25 protein-coding genes are annotated in these 24272 nt (G+C 43.7%); 9 read left to right on the plus strand and 16 right to left on the minus strand.

Going from position 1 to position 24272, the window contains the following annotated elements; translation table 11 throughout:
- Window positions 1–108 precede the first annotated feature (108 nt).
- A complete protein-coding gene (locus FX988_RS12125; protein WP_160180125.1) occupies window positions 109–1023 on the minus strand; it encodes a mechanosensitive ion channel family protein in 915 nt (304 codons plus the stop codon).
- Between the two features lie 165 nt (window positions 1024–1188).
- Entirely contained in the window at window positions 1189–1791 is a 603-nt protein-coding gene (locus tag FX988_RS12130) for a mechanosensitive ion channel family protein (RefSeq protein ID WP_160180126.1), read from the minus strand.
- Window positions 1792–2101: 310 nt separating this feature from the next.
- Here FX988_RS12130 and FX988_RS12135 point away from each other — a divergent pair, with 310 nt between their 5' ends.
- The 4 genes from FX988_RS12135 to FX988_RS12150 are packed head-to-tail and all read left to right on the plus strand — an operon-like array spanning window position 2102 to window position 6392.
- Entirely contained in the window at window positions 2102–2782 is a 681-nt protein-coding gene (locus FX988_RS12135) for a methylamine utilization protein (RefSeq protein ID WP_160180127.1), read from the plus strand.
- Window positions 2783–5110 carry an EAL domain-containing protein gene (locus FX988_RS12140; RefSeq protein WP_160180128.1) on the plus strand — a complete coding sequence of 776 codons (2328 nt, stop codon included), beginning with the start codon at window positions 2783–2785 and terminating at the stop codon, window positions 5108–5110.
- Window positions 5110–5961: a DUF3034 family protein gene (locus FX988_RS12145; RefSeq protein WP_160182165.1), complete on the plus strand. Its 852-nt coding sequence runs from the start codon at window positions 5110–5112 to the stop codon at window positions 5959–5961. The genes FX988_RS12140 and FX988_RS12145 overlap by 1 nt, the downstream gene beginning before the upstream one ends.
- 5 nt (window positions 5962–5966) lie before the next feature.
- Window positions 5967–6392, plus strand: a complete 426-nt coding sequence (locus FX988_RS12150; RefSeq protein ID WP_201751592.1) for a group I truncated hemoglobin — start codon at window positions 5967–5969, stop codon at window positions 6390–6392.
- Between the two features lie 94 nt (window positions 6393–6486).
- On the opposite strand, the gene FX988_RS12155 is transcribed toward FX988_RS12150, so the two are convergent.
- The gene (locus FX988_RS12155; protein WP_160180130.1) at window positions 6487–6960 is read right to left on the minus strand and encodes a thioesterase family protein; all 474 of its coding nucleotides are present in this window, start codon (window positions 6958–6960) and stop codon (window positions 6487–6489) included.
- 134 nt (window positions 6961–7094) lie between these two features.
- On the opposite strand from FX988_RS12155, the gene recQ reads away from it, so the two are divergent.
- Window positions 7095–8894 carry a DNA helicase RecQ gene (gene recQ / locus FX988_RS12160; RefSeq protein WP_160182167.1) on the plus strand — a complete coding sequence of 600 codons (1800 nt, stop codon included), beginning with the start codon at window positions 7095–7097 and terminating at the stop codon, window positions 8892–8894.
- Between the two features lie 147 nt (window positions 8895–9041).
- The gene (gene dnaB, locus FX988_RS12165; RefSeq protein ID WP_007983844.1) at window positions 9042–10433 is read left to right on the plus strand and encodes a replicative DNA helicase; all 1392 of its coding nucleotides are present in this window, start codon (window positions 9042–9044) and stop codon (window positions 10431–10433) included.
- Window positions 10434–10523: 90 nt separating this feature from the next.
- Here dnaB and FX988_RS12170 read toward each other — a convergent pair whose 3' ends face one another.
- The 4 genes from FX988_RS12170 to FX988_RS12185 all read right to left on the minus strand — a co-directional run bounded on the left by FX988_RS12170 (window position 10524) and on the right by FX988_RS12185 (window position 13090).
- Window positions 10524–11630, minus strand: a complete 1107-nt coding sequence (locus tag FX988_RS12170; protein ID WP_160180132.1) for an OmpA family protein — start codon at window positions 11628–11630, stop codon at window positions 10524–10526.
- 88 nt (window positions 11631–11718) lie between these two features.
- Entirely contained in the window at window positions 11719–12156 is a 438-nt protein-coding gene (locus FX988_RS12175) for a secondary thiamine-phosphate synthase enzyme YjbQ (protein ID WP_160180133.1), read from the minus strand.
- Window positions 12146–12610: a chemotaxis protein CheX gene (locus tag FX988_RS12180; protein ID WP_160180135.1), complete on the minus strand. Its 465-nt coding sequence runs from the start codon at window positions 12608–12610 to the stop codon at window positions 12146–12148. The genes FX988_RS12175 and FX988_RS12180 overlap by 11 nt, the downstream gene beginning before the upstream one ends.
- Window positions 12611–12658: 48 nt before the next feature.
- Window positions 12659–13090, minus strand: a complete 432-nt coding sequence (locus FX988_RS12185; RefSeq protein WP_160180137.1) for a transcriptional repressor — start codon at window positions 13088–13090, stop codon at window positions 12659–12661.
- Between the two features lie 330 nt (window positions 13091–13420).
- Here FX988_RS12185 and nudC point away from each other — a divergent pair, with 330 nt between their 5' ends.
- Window positions 13421–14236: an NAD(+) diphosphatase gene (gene nudC / locus FX988_RS12190; protein WP_160180139.1), complete on the plus strand. Its 816-nt coding sequence runs from the start codon at window positions 13421–13423 to the stop codon at window positions 14234–14236.
- A 252-nt stretch (window positions 14237–14488) separates the two neighbouring features.
- Window positions 14489–15556, plus strand: coding sequence for a uroporphyrinogen decarboxylase (gene hemE, locus FX988_RS12195; protein WP_160180141.1), 1068 nt, complete (start codon window positions 14489–14491; stop codon window positions 15554–15556).
- 64 nt (window positions 15557–15620) lie between these two features.
- Here hemE and FX988_RS12200 read toward each other — a convergent pair whose 3' ends face one another.
- Both FX988_RS12200 and mpl read right to left on the minus strand, forming a co-directional pair.
- Complete coding sequence (locus FX988_RS12200) at window positions 15621–16391, minus strand: S1/P1 nuclease (protein WP_160180143.1); 771 nt, start codon at window positions 16389–16391, stop codon at window positions 15621–15623.
- 62 nt (window positions 16392–16453) lie between these two features.
- Window positions 16454–17800: a UDP-N-acetylmuramate:L-alanyl-gamma-D-glutamyl-meso-diaminopimelate ligase gene (gene mpl / locus FX988_RS12205; RefSeq protein ID WP_160182168.1), complete on the minus strand. Its 1347-nt coding sequence runs from the start codon at window positions 17798–17800 to the stop codon at window positions 16454–16456.
- Window positions 17801–18026: 226 nt separating this feature from the next.
- On the opposite strand from mpl, the gene FX988_RS12210 reads away from it, so the two are divergent.
- Window positions 18027–18998 (plus strand): class 1 fructose-bisphosphatase, encoded by a 972-nt coding sequence (locus tag FX988_RS12210; RefSeq protein WP_160180145.1) that lies wholly within the window; start codon window positions 18027–18029, stop codon window positions 18996–18998.
- Between the two features lie 76 nt (window positions 18999–19074).
- Here the strand turns inward: FX988_RS12210 and FX988_RS12215 are convergent, their stop codons facing one another.
- From FX988_RS12215 to gspH, 7 genes are all read right to left on the minus strand, one after another.
- Window positions 19075–19818, minus strand: a complete 744-nt coding sequence (locus tag FX988_RS12215) for a type II secretion system protein N (RefSeq protein WP_160180147.1) — start codon at window positions 19816–19818, stop codon at window positions 19075–19077.
- Window positions 19815–20294: a type II secretion system protein GspM gene (gspM, locus tag FX988_RS12220; RefSeq protein WP_160180148.1), complete on the minus strand. Its 480-nt coding sequence runs from the start codon at window positions 20292–20294 to the stop codon at window positions 19815–19817. The genes FX988_RS12215 and gspM overlap by 4 nt, the downstream gene beginning before the upstream one ends.
- A 1-nt stretch (window position 20295) precedes the next feature.
- Window positions 20296–21489: a type II secretion system protein GspL gene (gene gspL / locus FX988_RS12225; RefSeq protein ID WP_160180150.1), complete on the minus strand. Its 1194-nt coding sequence runs from the start codon at window positions 21487–21489 to the stop codon at window positions 20296–20298.
- Window positions 21490–21568: 79 nt separating this feature from the next.
- Complete coding sequence (gene gspK / locus FX988_RS12230; RefSeq protein WP_160180152.1) at window positions 21569–22573, minus strand: type II secretion system minor pseudopilin GspK; 1005 nt, start codon at window positions 22571–22573, stop codon at window positions 21569–21571.
- The gene (gene gspJ / locus FX988_RS12235; protein ID WP_160180154.1) at window positions 22570–23262 is read right to left on the minus strand and encodes a type II secretion system minor pseudopilin GspJ; all 693 of its coding nucleotides are present in this window, start codon (window positions 23260–23262) and stop codon (window positions 22570–22572) included. Before gspJ ends, gspK begins: the two co-directional genes overlap by 4 nt.
- Window positions 23255–23650: a type II secretion system minor pseudopilin GspI gene (gene gspI / locus FX988_RS12240; protein WP_160180156.1), complete on the minus strand. Its 396-nt coding sequence runs from the start codon at window positions 23648–23650 to the stop codon at window positions 23255–23257. The genes gspJ and gspI overlap by 8 nt, the downstream gene beginning before the upstream one ends.
- Window positions 23647–24216 carry a type II secretion system minor pseudopilin GspH gene (gene gspH, locus FX988_RS12245; RefSeq protein WP_254700604.1) on the minus strand — a complete coding sequence of 190 codons (570 nt, stop codon included), beginning with the start codon at window positions 24214–24216 and terminating at the stop codon, window positions 23647–23649. The genes gspI and gspH overlap by 4 nt, the downstream gene beginning before the upstream one ends.
- Between the last annotated feature and the right edge of the window lie 56 nt (window positions 24217–24272).

A 24272-nucleotide genomic window follows, 5' to 3' on the forward strand; every position in this document is an offset into this window, starting at 1 on the left:
TAAGCAGCGTTCGCCGCTCTCGTATTTCACTATCAAATGGAAAACATAAAATATTCAAGCAAGATACATGACAGAACTCGAATAGTGATGGAATTAATCGCTTCGGGCCTAGCTGACTGGCTGACTATCGTCGGGAGATAACTCAGTTCCTCCTATTGGTGCTATATTGCCAGAGCGCTTAGCAGCAAACCACATGGTCATGAAATCTTTGATCAATTTTTGTTCTATCTCTATCGCTCGCTCGGTAGGGCAAAAAATAGCAACCGTGACCACAGAGTCACCCACCTCTGACGTAGAAACGTTAATATGCGGATCTGGCCCTGCAATTTTTACATCCAGACGACGCTCAATTGTTTGACTATATCGGTGAGCAACATCTTTAAAATCCTCACAGTATAACTCTGCTTTTTGTTGCAACTGATCAATGAATAAATAAGGATTGACGCTTTGATCACGGGTAATATTAAAATGATGGGTGGCATAACGCTTTAAAAAGTTTAGATTTTTAATGGTGTTGGTGATCATCGCGTTATTGGGAATAAACAAGGTTTTACCCGTGTATTCGTATTTATGAATATCCACTTCCAGTAAGGTGCTTTTCATCCAATCAGTTTCGGATACTTCACCAACAATATCGCCTACTTGCACCCAGTCACCGATGCGAAATGGGCGCGTAGAAGCCAAATAGAAAAACCCGATCATACATTGAATAAACTCTCGTGTGGCCAGCACAATAGCCACGGCAAAGGCGGCAATGGATAAAGCGAAGGTTTGCAATTCTCCGGCCCACAAACTCAACAGCAAAAACAACATGACGAAATTTAAAAAGTTCTTAATGTTATTGACCAAGTCGCGCTTGTCTTTTCCTTTGCTAATAGCGCGATTTCGCACGGTTTTTACCAGTGCGTATTTGACACCTAATGTCAGAAACGTGACTAAGATCGTCAACACCACCTTATTGTTTATTAAGGCGCTAAGAAAAAGGGAAAAGTGCTCTAAAACATGTGGAAAATCTATACTCATTTACGGCTTCATACTTGTTTGACGATTCGAATAGGCTGACCAGATATCAACTCACGTTATGGGCCTAACGCTGGCAAATCTACTACAACATGGCTATACCAACGCACGTGTTGACCTTTGCGTTATTTTAGCATGCTTAAGATTGCCAATAGAGCCAGATACAGATTATTTTTTACGAGTTACTGACGATTTACGCTCAGGTCTATCAGTAAATTTACCGATAGTTTTCCATTTTGCTCGCGGATTGATAATACTGGGCCGCGTCAAGATCAAGTTATTGGGATAAACTATAATCTCTCGATCTTCGGTTATTAGCTTGGTATTAAACAGGTTGATTTCGGTGATAAACCCTTCTACGTAATTATCCGCATCCAGTACTCTTATAAAGTTCCCGCGCCGAAAAGACGTTTGAAACAGCAGCAAAAAATAGGCTGTAATATTGCTAAGCAAAGACCAACTAGCAAAAAAGGCTACGCCGGTCAGAGTAATAAGGGAGGTAGAAATCACCAGCAATCCACTAAAATCAATCCCCCACGCTATCAAAATCACGGCGAAAGTGAGTATGCCAATCACCAAACGAATGATATGGTACGCTCGCAAAACCTCGGGAGACTTTAAATTGCTCTCATCGATTTTCTTTTCTATTTTCGGAAGCGTCCACTTAGTCACAACAACATAAACCACGAGCATTGCTGCGGTCCAGATTAAGCTCCCCGTATACTCAATTGCCCAATTGACAAATCCGTCAAGCCACTGTGCTTTTTCCATTTATTCTGATCCAACTAGTAAAAATCGCTATTTGCTAATGCGATAGTCTAAATTACCGAAAATTTAATGTAAGTGGTTATCACTGTCGATAAAAGAATGATCGAGGTGCGAGATTACCTTTTTAACCTACAATGCACTAAGCAATATCACACTTTTTTGTGTAAAAATAAGATGATAGCTAAATAATTAGTCGTGTTTTTTCGATCCTATCGTGCAATTTTACATTGCTCGTGTAAGATTAAATTGTTAAAAAAATAGGTAAAGAAGCGCTCCCCTTTGGATTAAGTGGATTAACAGGATTGAAGTACACATGAAACAAGACCTGACCTTTTACGCTTTAGCAAAACAATCGGCACTAAAATTAGCTTGCATATGCATCTCAATGATGATTTTCAGTGCCTACGGTGAAGAAAGCGTTCAATTTAAAGTTGTCGACCAAAAGGGTAATCCGGTCGCAAATGCAGTTGTCAGTGCTAAAGGTGAGCCTAAGAATCAGACTGCTCAGATGGCCGTGATGGACCAAATAAACTCTCAATTTTCCCCTCATGTATTAGTCGTTCAAAAAAATCAGTCTGTGCGCTTTCCCAACAGTGACAATATTCGTCATCATATTTATAGTTTCTCTCAGCCCAAACCATTTGAAATCCGTTTGTACAAAGGTGAAGGATCGAATCCAGTCACCTTTGAAAAACCTGGTGTTGTGGTATTAGGCTGCAATATTCATGACCAAATGCTCGGCTATATTTACATTTCCGAACATGAAATAACCGCCCTCACTGACGAAAACGGTGTCGCAACACTCTCTACCCAAGCCAATCAATTTAACGTTTGGCATGCAAAGTTATCCACCAGTAATTCTGAGCGCATAACTATTTCGAGAGATACTGCAGTTTCAGGTGCTCAACTGGTTGAATTAAACCTACTTGAAGAAAAAAAACCGGAGGTAAAACGTCGTAAGTTTTCCCGAAAATTTTCACCAGGAGGCCGTTAATTGGCCACCAGGAAACTAAACCAGAGTATTTTCCGTCTTGTCGTTGGTCTGGTGATGCTAACCGCATTGATGATACTGATTAATGTCTGGAACTCAACAAGCAAGCATGCGCAAAACCAGCTAAATGGCAACTTGAAAGTTGCTCAGAATGTGTTTGAGCAGGTGCTAGAGAACCGAGAAAATGTGCTCTATAACTCGGCAAATGTGTTAACTGCCGATTTTGGCTTTAAGCAAGCTGTGGCAACTGGCGATGTACCAACTATTGACAGTGCTTTGTATAATCATGGCGGGCGAATTAGCGCTGATTTAATGGCTTTGGTGTCATTGGACGGCAGCAACATCACCAGCGTTCCACAAATTTTAGAAGCCGGGGCTGACTTCCCTTACCCTCGTATCGTGCACAACGCCGTCATTGATGGCGGTGCGTCCTCATTATTGCTCATTGAACGGCGTTTGTATCAGGTGATGATGCTAACCATAGATGCGCCAGCGCCAATTGCTGTCGCTGTTATAGGCTTTGAGATCGATCAAGAGTGGGGGCAACAGTTAAAAAACGTCACCCAACTTGAAACCACTATTGAAGTAAAAGCAGACGGTAAAAAGAACCTCACTATCAGCACCTTACCAGATGAAATGGTGAGCTTGGCATTGTCAGAGCAAGGACAGACTTTATCTTGGCTTTCTTTGTCCCTATTCAACGATGTGCCTTATGTTTCTAGACAATTCTTGCTGGCAGAAGAAGGGAATTTTAACGTTGTTATTACCTTATCTAACGACGTTCATCGCCTGTTTTCGGACTTTAGTGCACTACAAATGAATATTTCTTTGATTGCCGTTTTGGCGATTATTTTGGCTCTGTGTTTCGCGGCTTTGTTTTCCCGCAAAGTGGCGAAACCACTGGTCGCTCTTGCGGATATTGCCCAGCGTATTTCAACCGGAGACTACAACAAAGCGATAAATACCCAATCTAGCTCAACTGAGGTATCAAACCTTGCTATCGCACTTGAATCAATGCAATCAAACATCCGTCAGCGCGAAGAAAAAATCAGCTACCAAGCACAACACGACATACTGACGGGGTTGAATAACCGTTACAACATGGAAAGTCTGCTTAACGTTAAATTTGAGGAAAATAAGCCGTTTCAGGTCCTAGGTATAAATGTATTCGGCTTTCGCAGTATCAATGATGTATTTGGCTACCACAATGGTGATACTTGCCTTCAAGTGCTCGCAAAGCGTTTATTGGCCCATGGTGGACTCGGTGCTCGTTTAGCAGGCGGGGAACTGCTTTGGGTCCCCGATGAGCATGTAACTCACGAACAGTTATTAGAATTCAGAAACGAGTTAGAGCAGCCCATCGAAACCGGAGATGCTTCAATAATCACTAAAGTCTCGATCGGTATGTTGAATTGCCCTACTGATGCGGGCAATGCGGAAGAGCTTTTCCGACGAATGAATATCGTGCTGGATGAAACACAGCTTTCTGAACAACTCTTACTTAATTATAAGCCCGAGTTTGAGCAACGTTATCTGCGTCGCTTATCGATCATTGCTGAACTGAAAACCGCGCTAGATGACCAGCAAGACGAACTCAGTCTATTTTATCAACCTAAACTAGATTTAATTAGCGGTAAGGTGACTAAAGTAGAAGCGCTAATTCGTTGGAACAACGCCATACTAGGTTTTGTTTCCCCTGACGACTTTATTAGCGTAGCTGAACAAGCAGGCTTTATTGGTAAAATTACGGACTGGGTTATTAACCAAGCTATCAAAGATGCCGTAACGCTCAGAGATGCAGGTATGGATGTAAGTATCGCGATTAATTTGTCTGCGAAAGATGTCATGGATAATGCCTTGTTACCTCACATAACGTCACTAATGAGTGCTAGCGAGCTAGATAGCAAAGCGCTTAGCTTTGAAATGACAGAAAGCGACTTAGTTCGCGAACCGGAAAAAGCGATACAGCAGTTGCGTGCGTTTCGCGAACGGGGATTTGAGTTGGCTATTGATGACTTTGGGACGGGCTATTCATCCATGTCTTACTTAAAAAGCTTGCCGGTGACCACATTGAAGGTGGATAAGAGTTTTGTGCTAAAACTCGACTCTCAGCAAGGGGATCAAAAAATTGTTCGAACGGTGATCGATTTGGCTCATAGCTTCGGCTTGAATGTTGTCGCCGAAGGAATCGAAAGCCAAGCGACGCTGCAGCTGCTCCAAAATTGGGGATGCGAATTAGCGCAGGGATATTATATGTGTAAACCCTTACCTTTTGCCGACTTTATACAGTGGCATAACAAACATCAATCAACTAACTGGTTAGAGAAATGATGCATAAAAAAGTAAGTATTCCGTACATCACAGGTATAACGTTCGCCTTGTGCACAACCTTAGCGTCAGCACAAGACGGTAAACTAATCGGCACGGCTGGGCTGGTGCAATTAGAGGGCAGCGGCGGTGGCGGCATTGTTCCTTGGGCAACCTTGTCCGGTTACGACAGTCAAGACCAAGTCTCTGTTAGCGCGGTCGCCACGCAGGTTGATGTAGATGATTATCGACTCAATGTATTAGGCCTTAGCGCGTCTTTTTATGATCGTGTTGAGGTCAGTGTTGCCCAACATCGTTTTGACCTAAAAGGCGCAGGGGTCGATATTAAACAAAACATCTATGGTATTAAATATCGTCTCTATGGTGACGTTGTCTATTCTGATTGGCCCCAAATTAGCGTGGGTGCTCAACATAAAGTGCTAGACGATGAAGCGATTGCCAGTGCGGTAGGCGCAGATAAAACCAGCAGCGGCACAGATTTTTATGTTGCGGCGACCAAGGTGCACCTTGGGGCTATTGCCGGTTACAACGCGGTATGGAACGTCACAGCTAGAGCCACCAAAGCAAATGAGATGGGTTTACTCGGATTCGGTGGCGTCAATAATGATTCCTATGAAATTATGCTTGAGGCATCCGCAGGTATTTTATTTTCGCGTCATTTTGCAATTGGCGTTGAGTACAGGCAAAAACCAGACAATCTCGGTTTAGGTGAAGATGACTGGAAAGACTTTTTTGTCACCTATATTCCTAGTAAAGACTTCAGCATAACCCTCGCTTGGGCTGACTTAGGCACCATTGCCGCAGTGGATGACCAAGACGGTTTATACCTTTCTCTTAACGGACAACTTTGGTGAGTCTCATGAAACACACACTTATAATCCTATTTGCATCTCTATTTTTTGGGCTCAGTGCCTGTTCGTCAACGTCCAACCAGTCTGTTTATACCCAAATGGGTGGCCAGCCAAAAGTAGAGGAAGTCGTAGATAACTTCATTACCGAAATTGAGTTTGATCCGGTTATTTTTGAATACTTTAAGGATTCAGACATCGGCCGTTTTAGAGAGAAATTGATTGAGCATGTATGCCATTTAACCGGTGGGCCTTGTGAGTATACGGGTGATACAATGGAACGCGTGCACGGGGGAATGAACATATCCGAAGCAGATTTCAATCGCGGGGTAGACTTATTTATCAACGCGATGGACAAAGCGAACATACCTCACCCTACGCAAAACAAGGTCTTGGCCATTTTAGCCAAAACACGCGAACAGATGTTATATATTTAACGTGCTAGTGATACCGTAAACCAGTCAAGGTCGCCCGATGCGACCTTTTTATTGCTATGCTTTCATTTCTTCGTAACTTGTCTGCCTTCACTGCCTAACCGACCAAGTAGGTGCCAGTACCTGAGGCAATATGTTGGCCTTTCTCGTTATGCAGTTCCATTCGGCAAACCGCCACTTTACGTCCCCTTCGGATGACGCTTGCAGTGGCAATAAATTCTTCACCTTTACCTGGTCGCAGATAGTCAACCCGCATGTCTATGGTGCCATTATTGGCCAGGGTGTTTTTAAAATCTTCAACTTCTTCAGGTTTGAGCTGTTTAATGCCATACATCAATGCAACTACACTACCCACGGTATCAAGAATGCTTGCGGTTGCGCCGCCATGCAAAATTTTGTGCACTGGGTTGCCCATCAGCATATTGTTCCAGGGCATACGAATTTGCACCTCATGATCTTCTAAGGATTCGATTTGGAACCCTAACGCTCGATTGAATGGCATACTGTTTTGGAAAAATTCAATCACGAAACTGGCCAGTTGCTCTGGAGTTAAGTTTTTGTTATCACTCATATTATTGTCCTTTTCTCAGGGAAGTACTCAATGTGACTAACTTTTTGCCTATTGGCAAGTGATGTATGGGCTAAAAACACGTAAAATGCGCGCAGAATTTTTGTATTAGAGTTTATTTTTTGTTCCCAGAAGCCATGCCAAGTACTGATATAAACGCCGCGCAGATTGTACTTAAAAACGTATTCGGCTACGACGAGTTTCGTGACGGTCAGCGCGAAGTTATCGAGCAAATATTGCAGGGAAAAGATGTACTGGTTCTTATGCCCACTGGTGGCGGAAAATCCTTGTGTTATCAAATACCCGCGCTAGTGCTTGATGGATTGACCATCGTTATATCGCCTCTTATTGCACTGATGAAAGATCAAGTTGACGCCCTAGTTGCCTCAGGTGTAAATGCCGCTTATATCAATTCAAATTTAAGCAATGAAGAGATGTTTAACGTTTACCGTGGTATGCAAGATGAGCGCTATAAACTGATTTATGTCGCACCTGAAAGACTTATGCAATTTGAATTCATTCAACGTCTTCACAGTTTAAACGTGGCGCTCTTTGCAGTAGATGAAGCTCACTGCGTCTCCCATTGGGGACATGACTTTCGCAAAGAATACCGCCAGCTAGGTCAAATAAAACAGCAATTTCCTGGGGTACCTGTGGTAGGGCTGACGGCAACGGCTGATATCACAACGCGCAGTGATATATTGCAACAGCTCGCTTTAGAGCAGCCTTTTGTTTTTAAAGGCAGCTTCGATAGACCGAATATTCGTTACAACCAGCTGTTCAAATACAAAGCTACGGATCAGGTCATTCAATATGTAAAACAACAAGACGGCAGTGGGATTATTTACTGTAACAGCCGTAAAAAAGTCGACGACTTAAGTATTGCATTAGCGAAACAAGGTATTAATTGCGCGGGTTATCACGCGGGACTTGAGGGACCAATACGCGATAAAATACAGCGCGACTTTATTCAAGATAATGTGGATATCATCGTCGCCACTGTCGCTTTTGGCATGGGGATCAATAAATCTAATGTACGTTTTGTTGTGCATTTTGATCTCCCTCGCAGTGTTGAAGCTTATTATCAAGAAACAGGCCGTGCAGGGCGTGATGGCATGCCTGCTGAAGCGCTATTGTTATTTGATGAAAAGGACGCCGCTCGTATTCGACAATGGATTGGTATGGGAGACAACCCCGCGCGTTTAGACATCGAACTACAAAAGTTTGCTGCCATGGAAGCCTTCGCAGAAGCGCAAACCTGTCGCCGCCAAGTGTTACTCAACTATTTTTCTGAGTATTCCGCTGAAGACTGCGGAAACTGCGATATTTGCTTAGATCCACCTAAACGTTTTGATGGCAAAGTCTCGGCACAAATGGTCTTGTCGTGTATTTATCGCCTGGGTCAAAATGTGGCCAGCCAATATGTTATCGACGTGCTACGGGGCAAAAAGTTGAAACGTATTTTCGAGCAAGGGCATGACGGTCTAAGCACCTTCGGCATAGGGAAAGATAAATCAGATGCCCACTGGCACAACATCATTTATCAGCTGATACACAAAGGTTTTTTACGCATCGACATCACCCAAAGCGCGGTTTTAAAATTAACAGAAGAGGCCCGTGGCCTTCTTGCTGGTAAATTAGATCTTGCTTTAGCGGTACCTAGGTTAACCATTGATTCAGGTAAAAAGTCTAAACTGAAAGAGATGAACTATGACCGTAAATTATTCGCAAAATTAAAACACTTACGTAAGTCCATTGCACAACGCGAGGACGTACCGCCGTTTGTGGTATTTAGTGATGCTACCCTTGCCGATATGGCTGACAAATTGCCCCAATCAAAAGCGGAGTTTTTGGAGATCAACGGCGTAGGCCAAACCAAACTAGACCGTTACGGAACTGAATTTTTAGCGGCGATAGCCGCTTATTCACTGTCCTAAACCATGTTAAAATACCGCGAACACACATACGCACCTAAGCTATTTTCAAAGCGCCCGATTAATCGCTTACGACGTTATCACACCTTTACTAACTAGGGTGATCTGGCGCATACTAGTCACCTATTTTCGAGGATAAATGTACCTTCTGTGAAAGCCGTCTCAGCAAAAAATAAAGATCAAAAAGTCGAAAAACTTAAAGTCCCTCCTCACTCCATTGAGGCGGAGCAGTCTGTGCTGGGCAGTATGCTAATTGCCCCTGACTCGTGGGACAAAGTCGCAGAGCTGGTCACCGAAGAAGATTTTTATAATCGCTCGCATCAAGTCATTTATGGGGCGATTTTACGCCTTCTAAAAAATAATCAACCAATTGATTTGATCACGGTTTCAGAAGATCTTGAAAACTTAGATGAACTTGAAGAAGCGGGCGGTTTTGCTTATTTAGGTGAGCTGGCCAAAAATACGCCTAGCGCGGCGAACGTCTCAGCATATGCCAATATCATCAAGGAGCGAGCAGTTGTTCGTGAGCTAATAGGTGTTGCGCATGATATTGCTGATGTTGGTTACAACCCTGAAGGACGAAACAGCGGCGAATTGCTCGACATGGCGGAAAGTAAAGTTTTCGAAATTGCCGAGAAACGAACCGCCAAAAATGAAGGACCTCGGGGCATTGAGTCGGTACTGACTAAAACTATCGACCGTCTCGAGGAGCTGGTTAAAAACAATAAAGAAGTCACTGGTGTTTCTACCGGTTATACAGATTTAGATAAAAAGACCAGTGGACTACAACCCTCAGATTTGATTATTGTCGCTGCGCGTCCGTCTATGGGAAAAACGACCTTCGCCATGAACTTATGCGAGAACGCCATGCTGCTGGAAGAGAAGCCGGTGTTGGTGTTCAGTCTTGAAATGCCCGCCGAGCAGATTATGATGCGGATGTTGGCATCCCTTAGTCGGGTAGATCAAACCAAAATTCGAACCGCCCAGTTAGATGACGAAGATTGGGCACGCATGTCAAACACCATGGCTATGCTCAAAGACAAAGATAATTTGTACGTTGATGACTCATCTGGCCTAACGCCAATGGAAGTGAGAACCCGAGCCCGTAAACTGGCCAGGGATCGCGGTGGAATTAGCCTTATCATGATCGATTATTTGCAATTAATGCAAGTGCCAGGATTGAGTGACAACCGTACCTTAGAAATTGCTGAGATCTCTCGCTCGCTTAAGTCCCTCGCTAAAGAACTCGAAGTGCCTGTAGTAGCCCTTTCACAGCTAAACCGGGGCCTAGAGCAACGTTCAGACAAACGCCCGATTAACTCGGATCTGAGGGAGTCGGGTTCAATCGAGCAAGATGCCGATTTGATCATGTTTATTTATCGAGACGAAGTGTATAACGAGGGCAGTGAAGACAAAGGTGTGGCTGAAATTATTATCGGTAAGCAGCGTAACGGCCCTATTGGTACATCAAGACTCACCTTCCAAGGCCAGTTTTCTCGATTTGATAATTATGCAGGCCCCGCTAGGGACGACGACTATTAGGCTGTGACTCTTTTCTATAAATAATCTACCGAATTTAAGACAAAAAAAAAGAGGTGAAAATCACCTCTTTTTTTGCATTTGATTAACTAATTACTTAGTTACTTTCTCACGCTTAGAAGCACTTACGCGCGCAACAATGCGACGGTTAATTTTGTTAGCTTCTTTAGCTGTAGGGGCGTCAAGCAATTTGCTCTCACCGTAGCCAACTGCAGTAATACGAGCAGGTTTGATATCATAATCTTCAATCAATACCATACGTACCGCTTTAGCACGCTCTTCAGACAACCATTGGTTGTAATCGCTCTCACCCGGTGCTGACGCGTAACCTTCGATAACAGTATCAGTAGAAGGGAAACGCTTCATGAATGCAGCGAAGTCACGGATATCGCTGTTAGCACGATTAGCAATTTCTGAGCTGTTGTTAGCGAACAAGATACGTAAGGTTTCTTCAACTTCAACTTCGGTGAAAATGCTACAACCCGTTGCGTCTACTTTGTCTGAAGAAGGTGTGTTAGCACATTTGTCTTGGCTATCTACAACACCATCATTGTCAGAATCAGCTTCAACAGCAGTAGCAGCCAATGCACAACCCATCGCATCTACCTGAACGCCTGGAGCAGTACCAGGACATTTGTCCATGCTGTTGTTAACACCGTCATTGTCAGAATCACGAGTAACAGGCGCTGATGTTGCACCGAAGCTATAGGCTAGACCTATTTTAGCACTCACATCATTATATGCTTCGCCGAAGTCATGGTACGCTGCGATTTCAGTAATCACACGCCACTTGTCGTTAATGTTCCAATGCTTACCCAAACCAACGTTGGCTAGACGTGAGCTATCAGTTATATCAAGATGTTTAACACCTGCGAAAACATACATTAAGTCGTCAGGTAAGAAGTACATGGCATCAACACCTAGACGGTTACCAGATTCATCACCTAAACCACCTGTTTGATCGATGTTCAAGTGAGACCATTCTAAACGTGCCGCCCATTGAGGCTTGAAGCGAAAACCTAGCTCAGCACCGAAGCCAACACCGTCATCATAAAAAGTGGGGGCGCCGTCTAGCTCACCGTCAGTTTTATAATATTCACCGAAACCACCTACCCATTTGTCGCCTACTGGCGCAGATTGAGCGAATGCTCCACTGGTAAAAGCAAGTAAGATACCCATGGCTGTCATGGTTTTTTTCATAATAAACGTCCTTAATGTATTGTGTTAATCAATTGATATCACCGCCGCCTAAGCGTCGTTATATAAGCTGATTTAGTGTGTAAAATAGTTATAGGCCAGTAATTGTTGCAATCACGCAACGTTCACCACCATGATTTCTATGCTCACCCAAATATATTCCTTGCCAGGTACCTAGTGCTAACCTTCCGTTTTGTATAGGAATTGTCAGATTACTCCCAAATACACTGGCTTTAATATGTGCTGGCATATCATCCGATCCCTCGTAATTATGCAGATAATATGCCGCATTCTCGGGAACAGCTTGATTAATGTGACTCTCTAGGTCTGCTCTGACCGTAGGGTCCGCATTTTCATTAATCGTTAAACTGGCACTCGTATGCTGAATAAACAGATTCAAGATACCAATATTTATCTTAGTGAGCGCATCTAACTGCCCCACTATCTCATCTGTTACAAGATGGAACCCTCTTGCTCTTGGGCGCAAACGCAAGCGCTCCCGAAACCAATTAGGCTGACTACTTGTCAAAGCACATCTCTAAAAAAACTTTGCCATGCTCGCTTGCAAACGGCATGATCATTTTTTGACCAGATGCCGTATGACTTAGTGTATGATCTTTACCGAAAACTACAACTGGTGTCGCCATACCAAAATTGTAACCAAGTTTAGCTAGCTCGGTTTTAGCGCCACCGCAAATCATATTGGTAATTTCGCCCACCATATCAGCAACATCGTCATTTATCGCTTCAGGCTGCTCCCCGAGCATATTTTGCATCACCTTTAGTGCAATACTGGTTTCAAAGGTAATGGAAAGTGAACCCTTTACATCATCACCTACCATACCGATTAAGCCTGAAACATCACCCTGAGCTGTCGCTGCAGTTTTTCTCTGCGGTTTACCGGATACCAACTCAATTTGTGCCATCGTACTAAGCACATTACGCAAAGCAGCGATAAACGGATTAATAAACTCTGCATTCATATGACTACCATTCCTGCCGTCTGTCGCGAGTTTGCACACCCTCTAACTCTATTGGCATGATGTGCATAAACCATGAGCCTCAATGGTTTGCTTTGATACTTGGAAACCGTGAGTTTCAGCTTGTTTTACCAAGGTATCTTGTAAACCCTCAGATTGAATTTCTTTCACCAAACCGCAGTTGTCACATATCAAAAACTGAACGGGGTGGCTACAACCAAAGTGATGGCAAGCAACAAATGCGTTGGTCGACTCAACCCTATGGATCAAGCCTAACTCCAGTAAGAAATCCAACGTCCGATAAACAGTTGCTGGCTTAGCGTTGCTTTCTGTTTCCTTTAAGGTATCCAACAAGTCATATGCGCCTACAGCGCCTTTTTTGTCCAACAGCAAGGCATAAACCGTTTCCCTCAAGTGGGTGAAACGAGCGCCTTCCTGTTCACAGTATTGACGTGCTTTCTGTACTTGTGATTCATTGCTCATCTTTATACCGCTGCCTTTGAGTTAATCCCATTACGCGCTTAAAATTGAAGCTCTGCAACGTGACTATCAATATCTAGTCATTTTAGCGAAGTATATCACTCATCTAAAGGGCTTTGTACGAATAGTAGCTTGATTTACTTCATAAAGTTGAGGATTTAATGCACATAATGCGTATCATTGTGTGCAAGTATTTCTTAACCAAAGCTGAACCAATAATTTGTTGGTAACAATGTTGATATTGTTAAGAGGCATTTCGAGCATATTTTGCAATTAACATAATGCAAATGGCTGTGTTATTTGGGCATAGCTAACAGTGGTGATGTACAAATTATGATTAAACAAAACGTAAACGTGAGCGCCGACACCCCCAGTATTTGGTTTATCTTTAGCGCCGAGAAACTTCTTGTTCCCCATGAAGCACAAGGCCCACTTATCGAAACGTGGAGCAACCTTGGCTTTGCGCACGCATATAAAGAGCAAATAGTTCAAGTTGGTGAACATAACAAACAGACGTGCTATCTCATTGATATGGGTAATGAGACCATTGAGCATAGTGGCGTACAATTGACTCATCTTAGAAGTTTGTTAGTTCACGATGACTTGGAACTCTTTTCTGTGGCTGCTCGCGCTTGGCAGGTGGCACTTTTTTTAAGAACACACAGATTTTGTGGCCAGTGTGGCTCAACCATGCAAAAGATAGATTGGGAAATGGCGATGCAATGCCATCGCTGTCATCATAGATGCTACCCAAGGATATCACCTTGCATCATTGTCGCTATTCGTCACGAGGATAAAATCCTGTTAGCTCAAGGCAAACCACAAAGAGAGCGCAATATGTTCTCTACGCTAGCAGGATTTGTGGAAAGTGGAGAAACCCTTGAAAACGCAGTTCATCGGGAAGTATTCGAAGAAGTAGGGGTTAAAATCAAGAACCTTAGATATATGTCGAGTCAACCTTGGCCATTTCCTCATTCGTTAATGGTAGGTTTTCTCGCTGAGTTTGACAGTGGCGATATTAAAGTCGATGGCCATGAGATAATCGAAGCGCATTGGTTTAAATATGATGAACTTCCTAATATCCCGCCAAAGTTTTCTATTGCTGGGCAGTTAATTGAACGCACGATAGAAGAAATTTGCGCTGATTAACTAAAACCAACTAACATAAAAAACCCCACTTTGAGTGGGGTTCGAATATTTTAGCGTCTAAGTCTCGTTTTTTCGAGCTTCTTGTTGTTAGTTTGCTTGCGCAACATTGTTATAACAGAGATTCGGGGCTTGTTGCAAGTATTTACAATATAAAGGTTGATATTCGCTTTTTCATTATGCTTAAAAGAGTACAATGTCGCCTTTTTGGCCTAGGACTGGCGCACAATTTTACAGATTTTACAGAGGAAATTCATGACTTCGTTAAAAAACGACCGTTACCTACGCGCTTTACTCCGCCAACCTGTTGATGTCACGCCCGTGTGGATGATGCGTCAGGCTGGCCGCTATCTACCTGAGTACAAAGCAACTCGCGCCCAAGCTGGTGACTTTATGTCACTATGTAAAAATGCGGAATTAGCCTGTGAAGTTACATTGCAGCCATTACGCCGTTTCGACCTAGATGCCGCTATTTTGTTTTCAGATATTCTTACCATTCCAGATGCTATGGGCTTAGGCTTGTATTTTGAACAAGGTGAAGGCCCTAAATTTGCGCGCCCATTAACATGCATGTCCGATATTAAAAATTTGCCTGCTCCTGACCCTGAACAGGAGTTGCAGTATGTCATGAATGCAGTGCGCACCATTCGTAAGAACTTACAAGGTGAAGTGCCTCTTATTGGTTTCTCTGGCAGCCCATGGACACTGGCGACTTACATGATTGAAGGGGGTTCAAGCAAAGCCTTCACTAAAATCAAAAAGATGGCTTTTAGTGATCCCAAAGCCCTTCATTTACTGCTAGATAAATTGGCTGATTCAGTTATTTTATATCTTAATGCTCAGATCGCAGCCGGTGCGCAATCTGTCATGGTGTTTGATACTTGGGGCGGTGTGCTGTCGCCTCGCGACTATCAAGATTTCTCATTGCAATACATGCATAAAATCGTCGACGGACTCACCCGGGAAAACGATGGACGTAAAGTCCCTGTGACCCTATTTACCAAAAATGCGGGCATGTGGTTAGAATCGATAGCAGCAACAGGCTGTGACGGTGTTGGGCTAGATTGGACCATCAATATAGACAATGCTAAAGCCCGTGTAGGTGATAAAGTAGCGCTACAAGGAAATATGGACCCTTCAATGCTGTATGCGTCACCAGAGCGTATTGAACAGGAAGTACAAACAATACTGGCAGGATTTGGGCAAGGCTCAGGTCATGTCTTCAATTTGGGCCATGGTATTCATTTAGACGTGCCCCCTGAAAACGCGAAAGTTTTCGTTGATGCAGTGCACAAATACAGTGCCCAATATCACAAAAGTTAGTCTTTCATTGTGGCAATAAAAAGGGCAGCGAACTCGCTGCCCTTTTGCTTTTTGGGGCTAATGTCTATTTATAGATATCATTCAAATAAGTGGCAATTCGAATGCCCGCCATTTTTAAGCGTTCTTGCGCTTGAGGTAGGTGGTTATATAAATAATCCCAAGATATTTCTGTTTCTGTCGGGTAGATTTCATCGCGAATTTTTACACTCTCAGCGATCCAAGTTTGAGGATTTATATCACTCCAATTTGAAATATCTTGTTCACTGATTTTACGGTCAAGCCTCAGGGCCCACTCTGTATAAGATAGTTGGCGCTGATCGAGTAGCTCACTATCCCATACTCGATGCAAGTTGGAATCATGCCAAAAAAAGTTCACTTTGAAATCGTTACCGCCTCGGTCTGTACCATTGCCCGCATGCAAAGGCTGATGCAGATCTCCTATGATGTGCACGATAAAACGCAATGCTAGCTGCTTATCTTCTTTGCTTGCATTACTACTTTTTAGCGTCTTAGTAAACATGCTCAATGCTGTGACCCCGTCCCCTTCTTCAGGCGCACCGACTTGTGGATACGTCTTACCTCTAGGAATTGTCACGTAATGAAATGGGCCGGCCTTCTTTTGCCAAAACTCATCTGGGTTAGAGCGCATTTCATCTGGATAAGTTGAAGCCTCGGCTAAGTCTTCATTGGGTAATAAAGCACTGATGGCTGCTTGTGCTTGTGCGGTCAAATGTTGCTGGGCAATAGCGCCAGTAACCCTATGTCCAATTTGCCCCCAAGCCAAAACGTTTACACTAAAAGAAAGCGCAAGAAAGCCAATCGTAAATTTGTACATGTATTAAAATTCCTATTTGCATGGCTATATCAAGCCTGAGAATTAACGAATAATTATGTGCGTTACTGTGACAGTTTCTGTAACAAACGCTGGTGAATACCACCAAAACCGCCGTTACTCATAATTAATATATGGTCACCCGGTTTAACATAGGACAATATAGACTTTTCCAGTATTTCTAGGTCGTCATGTAGTGAGGTAGTCACCTCGCTCTGGGCCAGTAAAGCATCCATTGACCAGCTCAAATGGCTCGGTTGATAAATAAAAACTTGGTCGGCAGCAGACCATGACTGAGCAAGTGTTTGTTTGTGGACCCCCATTTTCATTGTATTTGAACGTGGTTCAAGAACCGCTAGAATCCTCGCTTGTCCTACTTTTGCTCGTAGCCCTTCTAAGGTTGTCGATATCGCCGTAGGATGGTGGGCAAAATCGTCATAAACAGTTATATCGTTGACTGTACCTAGCACTTCCATGCGGCGCTTCGCATTAACGAAATTCGTCAACGCTTCGATAGCCACTTCAGGCAATACGCCTGCGTGACGGGCAGCAATTATCGCCATCATGGCATTTTGTACATTGTGCTGACCTAATAGCGACCATTTAACGCGGCCAAAGGATGTCCCTTTATATAACACATCAAACTCACTTCCATCGGCTGTACACTCTGCTACTTTCCAGTCACTACCAACAAACTGTACAGGCGACCAGCACCCCTTATCGAGCACTTCAGTAATGTGTGGATCCGCTTTGGGTGCAATGACAAGGCCGTTGCCGGGTATCATGCGAATAAGATGATGAAACTGTTTTTGGATATCTGCAATACTGTCAAAAATGTCTGCGTGATCAAACTCAAGGTTATTAATGACCAATGTGCGCGGGCGGTAATGCACGAATTTTGAACGTTTATCAAAAAAAGCACTGTCGTATTCATCGGCTTCTATAACGAAAAACGGGGTCTCTCCTAAGCGGGCTGAAATGCCAAAGTTCTGCGGAATTCCCCCAATCAAAAAGCCCGGAGACATTCCTGCGCACTCTAGGATCCAAGCTAACATACTTGAAGTACTGGTTTTGCCATGCGTCCCTGAAACTGCAAGAACCCACCGATCATTCAGTACGTTTTCCAATAACCATTGCGGGCCACTGGTATAAGGTAAACCTCGATTCAGTACGTATTCAACGGCAAGATTGCCCCGTGAAAGGGCGTTTCCTATCACCACCATATCGGGTTGGGGATCGAATTGCTCTTCATCGAAACCTTGCGTTAACTCAATGCCTAAAGACTCAAGCTGTGTGCTCATCGGAGGATAAACGTTGTTGTCGGAACCGGTTACTTTATGGCCCATCGCCTTTGCAATAGCAGCGATGCCACCCATAAACGTTCCGCAGATACCTAAAATATGTAAATGCATAGCAATTTTTCTGGGATAAATATCCATCTAGATTACCAGATACCGATACCAGAACGCACTGACAAGATGACAAATTCCTTATCTAGGCCTGAAAGTACAGTAATCGGAGCTGAGTTTTAGAAAAAATCCGGTTACACTGGTCATACCGTACACAGCGATCATAAAAGCAACAATATTCGCTGCTATTTTCTGTCCCTACAATCATGATAAAAGGTCAAAATAACCCATGAAAAGACTCAACTCGCAACTTCAAGAAGACGGCGCTCCAATGGAGCTTATCTTGCTATTAAGAACATTATTAGCAGGATGTAAGGAAATATCATTCAGGGTCAGTCAAGGCGCATTAGCTGGTGTTTTAGGGTCAACCTTAAGTGAGAATGTACAAGGCGAGACACAAAAGAAACTTGATGTTATTTCTAATCAAATTCTAAAAGACATTCTCAGTGAATCTGGTTATGTGAAAGCCATTTCATCTGAAGAAGAAGATGATGTTGTGGCCTGTAATCCAAACGGAAATTACTTAGTGAGTTTTGATCCATTAGACGGCTCATCAAATACCGACATTAACAGCTTAATCGGAACGATATTCTCGATTACACACGCACCACAGTGGATGGATGCAGACGACCCGTCAGCGTTTTTACAACCAGGTACGCAAATCGTTGCCGCAGGGTATGTGCTATATGGCCCAAGTGCCATGCTCGCATTGAGCACAGGTCGCGGTACCCACCTTTATACCTTAGATAAAACCCACGGCGGCTTTTTGTTAACGCAAAAAAATATTCAGGTGCCCACACAAACGTCTGAGTTTGCAATCAACACGTCAAATCAGCGCCACTGGGAAGATCCGATGCAAAATTACATTGGTGACTTAATAGCGGGTACCGATGGTCCTCGCGATAAAGACTACAATATGCGCTGGGTCGCAGCCATGGTAGGTGACATACACAGAGTACTCAGTCGTGGGGGGATTTTCTTATATCCATTTGATAAACGTAACCCTGAAATGCCGGGCAAATTGCGTTTACTGTATGAAGCAAATCCAATGGCGTTTTTAATGGAACAGGCTGGCGGGTTAGCCTCAACAGGTCATGGTAGAATTTTGGAAGTCATGCCTACTGAAATCCACCAGCGCGTACCTGTTATATTGGGCTCCAAAGAAGAAGTAGAAACTTGCTTGAGCTACTATAACGCTTAGCAGTTAGCATGCTATACAAACGAAAAAGGCGCTTCAATTTGAAGCGCCTTTTTCGTTTTTTGATATTGTCACCGTACTAGAATTTGACAGGATAGTACCCTTGAGCATCTTTTTTACCAAAAAACTGTGCAGCCTGATGTACTTCTGTTGGCAAATTTTCATTGGGTTTAAAACGGCCGTTAATCCGGAATTCCAAAGAGCTTGGGATATGTGCAACCGCACTTAACCCAAAGCTATTGGGCTCATTAATCGTCATAACTACTTCTTCATTCTCGCATTTCAGCGAAGATTCAAAGTTCCCTAAATCAATCTCCTGCTGTGTTCCCTGCACTTTCGCTTTTAACCAAAGGCCTTGCCCTTCAAGGGCTTGACAATGTTCGGTGTAATCCACTTCCTTTAACGCGATTTTAAAACGCCCACTGGCGTTCACCGGAATAGGCAGAGGCAAGCTGGTGATGACTAAACTAGTGGGTAAAAACACCTGAACATCTTCACCCTGTAATCGTCCGTTTGAAATGGAGATGTGGCCATCAAAAGCAATATCTTCTACTTCGCGAATATTACCCGCTTGCACATCTAAGTTGGCCGTCCCTGTCAGTAAGGGTAAAAATGCTAATTGCCAATTCACATCGTGGATCGGCAAGCCTTGTACTGATACAGACGCAGCATGCCCATTCCAAATGGTGCCAGAGACACCGTGCACGGTAACCTCTGATGGCAGTTGAACACGAGAAATAACCTGTGCTGCCGGTAACTTAACAATAAGAAATACAACGAAAACAATAAGGCAAACAAAGCCCCACTTAAAAACTGACTTCATGATTTACCTAATTTCAAACGACGGATTTTAACTTGCCCAGGGGCATCAGCTTCGGCTAAGTCTACATCTAAAATACTGATCCCCATATCTTCCAAAGATTGTAACCAATCTAACACGCCGTTAAACGGCGCCTGATCAACCCATACTTGAAGCTCCTCGCCCTGTGGCTGCATACGTGCAATAGGAATATTCGCGTTCGCAGCGGTCTGATTCGCTGCCTGAGCAAGGGAACCATTAAACCCTGTACTAACGCCATTGGCGGCACGCAATTGTATTGCTCTGTTAGCATTTTTTTGCACCCAGCTCAGCAACGATTTTTGCGATTCAACGGCTTTTTGATCTCGCTCTATCGCTTGATTCAAAGGTGACCAGACCAACCAATAAAACATACCGACCACGACCACAACGGCTGAGATTAGTACTAAGCGTTGCTCTCTCTCAGTCAGTTGGTTAAATTTTTCCTTTAAGGCATTCATCTTAGCTCCTTACCAACAACGAACCAAACACCAAATCATTGCGGTTATTAATAGCACCTTGTTCCACTTCAAACCCTTGCGCTTCTGCCAAACGCTTGAACTGCTCTAGAGACTCAAAGTTTGCCGCCATGGCTTGCATACGCAATTCCCGGCGCGCAGAATCAAATTTTACACTCGATGGTTTTACCTGACTTTTGGCAAACGCTTCTGATAACTGACTCATCATCACCAGCATCGATGAACCACCCGAGCCTTGCTCAAGCGCCGCCATTTTGCTGCGCATGGTCGCTCGTACATCTCGATATGCCCCGGCATTTGGAAATGCGCGTTTGAATTCTGACTTGACCTGTGCAGATAATTGGGCCTTTTCGTGACTTAATTGCTGCTGCAAAGCAACTTTATCAATCAAAGTCGTGCATAAGGCCACAATGGCTAGTACTGCTGCTAAACGCCACTTTCTAAACTCACCACCTTGTTTTTTACGTGATTTAAATTCACCTTGTAGTAAATTAAATTGGCTAGCTTGTAACCCACGCGCCAATATCTTCATGGGCATATCAACACGCTGCTCTTGTAGCAGTACATTGCTTAGTTCTTGTTCAGACAAACTACTGTAATTATCTAGCAACAATGGTTCAGGGAGCTGCTTCGCGTGATGATTTACCGCTTGTACTAGCCAGTTTTTTTCACCTTGAATACCCGCCCATTGATCTTGACGGATCAGTAATTGCTCACCTAATTCAAGTACAGACCAACCACTAATTGGTTCAGGTACCGCTAAAATATCAGGCACAATACGCTCACAATATAACCCAGCATCAGCCAATTGCTTTTGCCAAGCCTGTAGGCGAGCTCTACCGATGACCGCTACCGCTTGTTGATTATCTTTGCGGCCACCTAAAGCGAAAAATTGACTGGCGATATCACTGCTGATTTCATCTTCGAGCATAAACGGGATAGCAGTTAACGCTTTGCGTCCAGCTTTGCTCGGTAGTGTTACCCATTTGAGTAATACGTCGCTAGTAGGTACCAAGGCAACAATCGGCCGTTGTCCAGCTCGGTCCTTAAGGGATGACAAATCCTCAACTCCAGCAAGCTCGCCACTGGCTATCACGTCATCTTCATTAGGTGAGCATACTATCCAATGGATCGCATCATTTTCATTCGAGCCTAATCTAACTATTAACTGTTCCATTATGCTGGCCTACTTTGGTCATTAACCATTCTGTTGTTTCCACTATTGACTGGCTGTGGATGCTGATTTCTAGCCTTGTTCATTGTAAGGCGAACTCTCTGCGCAATACAGTCACGTTCTGATTGTCATCTACCTTAAATACGCTGAGCATCGAAAACGTGGCATTATTATAAGAAGTCTTCACCTTCAATATGAAGTGTTGCGTGGTGACATCAAACCAATCCTCACGCTCACTGGGCATATTAAGCGCTGAAATAGTATTGACCGCTAAGAATTCATCTTTAGTCTGATAACCATCATCCGGTCGATTTGAAATAAGATCTTGCGCGCCGGACTCATCAAGCCCAGTCAACGCGGCCAATACTGCAATACTTTCCTCATCAATGGTATTCACATTGATTTTCAATTGATCATCACCGGGTATCACACACACCTGGTCAAGCACATCAGCGAGCCACTCAATGCTCGCGCCATTAACTAGACGTAACTCTGATTTGTGTGCCATCAAATTGTTCGCTGCAAGATACGGAAATTGACGAGATTCATACTCACTGTCTTCTGCGCCTTGGGGCCGCATATTACTGTCAGCATCTAACCAATCGACTAAAGAGTCACTAAAGGTATCAATATCATAGCTACTGATGTCGGCGTTAATATTTGTCATTAAGCGTTTAAACGCTAATTGACGTTCGCTTGGCTCTGAGCGGGTCCCTGAGCCTGTACTGTTTTCATCGCCGCCTTGTAGGCTATTGATATTAAAACAACTTTGCATGTCCAATAATTGCGCTTGAATTCCGCCACCCTCCAAGGGGTAAACAAAAGGTTCAGACCATTGCTGATTCAAGTTAATCACACCGTCACTGTTTTCAAGCAAAAATTTAATCGACTTTTGCGCATATTGTTCAGCGCCCATGGCGTACCAATAAGCTTGGTTATTATCTTTAATATTCGATGCCCGCTTAACTTGCAATTGTAAACGCGAGCCCATCTGTGTGGCCAGTACACTGACTAAAGCAACAATAAGCAACACGATAATAAGTGCGACACCTTTTTGTTGTTTCAGCTTATCTTTTACCGTGCTCATGAGCTTGTCCCAGCGAGCAAAAATTCTCGCCGAATCAACCCGAAATCTTGGCTAGTGATTTCTATCGCGACTGCCTTAGGTAAAATCACATCGCTATAATCATCTTGCCATGCAGAGTCGTCCTCTTGGTCTTCGTCAACCGGAATAAAGTACACCTTAAAGTCATCTATATTCTCAAGCAGCACTTTCACCTTAGGCTCGTAGCCAATCACATTATCCACATAGTTGCCGTATAAGCGCTGTAGTTGGCGCTCCTGCACTCGATACCCTACGCCTTGTAAAGTACTGCGTGGTAAACGCAATTGCGGGTTGTGCCAGCCACCGTGCACAAAAATAAGCCCATCATGGTTACTATCTAATATGCCATCTCCACCCAACATAACACGCTCGCTTATTTCGCCTTCCACTCTGACTGGGCGAGCAACTCCCTGCAATATATCCCGCTCTATGGTCAACATAGCCCGTTGCAATGTTTGTAGCTTCTCAAAGCGCTCTGTTGAAAGTTCATCACTGTTTATAACGCTTGTCAGTACACCAGTGCTTGCGATACCAATTAAGGTAAAGATCGCCATGGCAATAAGAATTTCCAGCAAGGTAAAGCCGCGAGTGGCAGGGAATATAGGAGCGATTTTCGTTGTACGAACGGTTCTGCAGCTCAACCGTTTCGGTACGCGGATGAGATTAGACATCTGAGTCTCGTTTAGCCACAAAGGTAGTGACAGAGGTAATCGGCGCAGAAAAAGCAGCATCTAATGCCACACTGACTTCCACTGACATCAATTCACTATCATTGGTTTTGCTCACCGTTTGACGCCAAAACCAAGTACGCTCAGACATGTGTTGTTCGCCCTTAGCGTTGTTCTTTGGTGGCCATTGTGTTGAGAGCTGCAACTGAGTTAAGCGATTATTCGCTACCCAAGTCGCGAAGGTGATTTCTTCTATCTGCCCGATACTGCTTAAATGATCACTGGCCGCTTTCATAATGGCAGTAGCTGTCATAGCGAATATGACCAAAGCCACCATGACTTCTAGTAAGGTCATTCCTCTGTGTTGTCTAGCAGTAGTCGGTAGCTTCATAACGTTTCTAGAGGCCCTTCAAGGGTAACCGGAAGTGAGTCTTGTACATTGAGACGGAAATAACTGGCGGGTTCAGAGGAAAAACCCGGCTCGTAAGCAAACCCCAAAGAGAAAGGCGTAATATCTCCACTAGACAATAAAAGAATTTGAGGAGGCGGAAGCTTCTTCTCTTCCTCATCACCTATGCTTAGGTCATCGTCACTAAATGATAGTTCAGCATCAATAGAAGACTCATTAAACAAGCTGTCGTCAGTGTCCCATGGCAAATCATTTAACGCTAATTCGAAGGTGAATTCATCAGGTAGGGTATGAGCCTCGAACGTTTTGTCACCAGAGAGCAACTGCCAGTTTTGTTCGTCATTAAGTACAACAAAACTATATTGGTTTTTATCTTTATCGATATACACCCCAAGTTGCTGCTGATTGAGTACGGCAAAATCTGAAGCCATACTAAACACCACTTGAAAACGTTGTACTTGCTGCTTGAGTCTATCTTGCCCGCTTTGACCGCTAATATTAAACACCACAGTGCCCGCCAACAGTCCCATAATGACTAACACCAACATGACTTCCAACAATGTGAAGCCTCGTTGGTGGTTTGACCTTATGTCATTCGATTGGC

It is taken from the genome of Paraglaciecola mesophila, from assembly GCF_009906955.1.
In the GTDB taxonomy this organism is placed as follows: domain Bacteria; phylum Pseudomonadota; class Gammaproteobacteria; order Enterobacterales; family Alteromonadaceae; genus Paraglaciecola; species Paraglaciecola mesophila_A.

Excerpts from the sequence above, each read along its gene's own strand:
- FX988_RS12125 (WP_160180125.1), bottom strand. The coding sequence starts at position 1,023 with ATGAGTATAGATTTTCCACATGTTTTAGAGCACTTTTCCCTTTTTCTT.
- gspH (WP_254700604.1), bottom strand. The coding sequence starts at position 24,216 with ATGTTGGTGTTAGTCATTATGGGACTGTTGGCGGGCACTGTGGTGTTT.
- gspI (WP_160180156.1), bottom strand. The coding sequence starts at position 23,650 with ATGAAGCTACCGACTACTGCTAGACAACACAGAGGAATGACCTTACTA.
- FX988_RS12135 (WP_160180127.1), top strand. The coding sequence starts at position 2,102 with ATGAAACAAGACCTGACCTTTTACGCTTTAGCAAAACAATCGGCACTA.
- FX988_RS12150 (WP_201751592.1), top strand. The coding sequence starts at position 5,967 with ATGAAACACACACTTATAATCCTATTTGCATCTCTATTTTTTGGGCTC.
- mpl (WP_160182168.1), bottom strand. The coding sequence starts at position 17,800 with ATGCATTTACATATTTTAGGTATCTGCGGAACGTTTATGGGTGGCATC.
- gspJ (WP_160180154.1), bottom strand. The coding sequence starts at position 23,262 with ATGTCTAATCTCATCCGCGTACCGAAACGGTTGAGCTGCAGAACCGTT.
- FX988_RS12145 (WP_160182165.1), top strand. The coding sequence starts at position 5,110 with ATGCATAAAAAAGTAAGTATTCCGTACATCACAGGTATAACGTTCGCC.
- recQ (WP_160182167.1), top strand. The coding sequence starts at position 7,095 with ATGCCAAGTACTGATATAAACGCCGCGCAGATTGTACTTAAAAACGTA.
- FX988_RS12130 (WP_160180126.1), bottom strand. The coding sequence starts at position 1,791 with ATGGAAAAAGCACAGTGGCTTGACGGATTTGTCAATTGGGCAATTGAG.
- FX988_RS12155 (WP_160180130.1), bottom strand. The coding sequence starts at position 6,960 with ATGAGTGATAACAAAAACTTAACTCCAGAGCAACTGGCCAGTTTCGTG.
- FX988_RS12210 (WP_160180145.1), top strand. The coding sequence starts at position 18,027 with ATGAAAAGACTCAACTCGCAACTTCAAGAAGACGGCGCTCCAATGGAG.
- gspK (WP_160180152.1), bottom strand. The coding sequence starts at position 22,573 with ATGAGCACGGTAAAAGATAAGCTGAAACAACAAAAAGGTGTCGCACTT.
- FX988_RS12200 (WP_160180143.1), bottom strand. The coding sequence starts at position 16,391 with ATGTACAAATTTACGATTGGCTTTCTTGCGCTTTCTTTTAGTGTAAAC.
- FX988_RS12170 (WP_160180132.1), bottom strand. The coding sequence starts at position 11,630 with ATGAAAAAAACCATGACAGCCATGGGTATCTTACTTGCTTTTACCAGT.
- FX988_RS12180 (WP_160180135.1), bottom strand. The coding sequence starts at position 12,610 with ATGAATGCAGAGTTTATTAATCCGTTTATCGCTGCTTTGCGTAATGTG.
- gspM (WP_160180148.1), bottom strand. The coding sequence starts at position 20,294 with ATGAATGCCTTAAAGGAAAAATTTAACCAACTGACTGAGAGAGAGCAA.
- FX988_RS12185 (WP_160180137.1), bottom strand. The coding sequence starts at position 13,090 with ATGAGCAATGAATCACAAGTACAGAAAGCACGTCAATACTGTGAACAG.
- nudC (WP_160180139.1), top strand. The coding sequence starts at position 13,421 with ATGATTAAACAAAACGTAAACGTGAGCGCCGACACCCCCAGTATTTGG.
- hemE (WP_160180141.1), top strand. The coding sequence starts at position 14,489 with ATGACTTCGTTAAAAAACGACCGTTACCTACGCGCTTTACTCCGCCAA.
- gspL (WP_160180150.1), bottom strand. The coding sequence starts at position 21,489 with ATGGAACAGTTAATAGTTAGATTAGGCTCGAATGAAAATGATGCGATC.
- FX988_RS12215 (WP_160180147.1), bottom strand. The coding sequence starts at position 19,818 with ATGAAGTCAGTTTTTAAGTGGGGCTTTGTTTGCCTTATTGTTTTCGTT.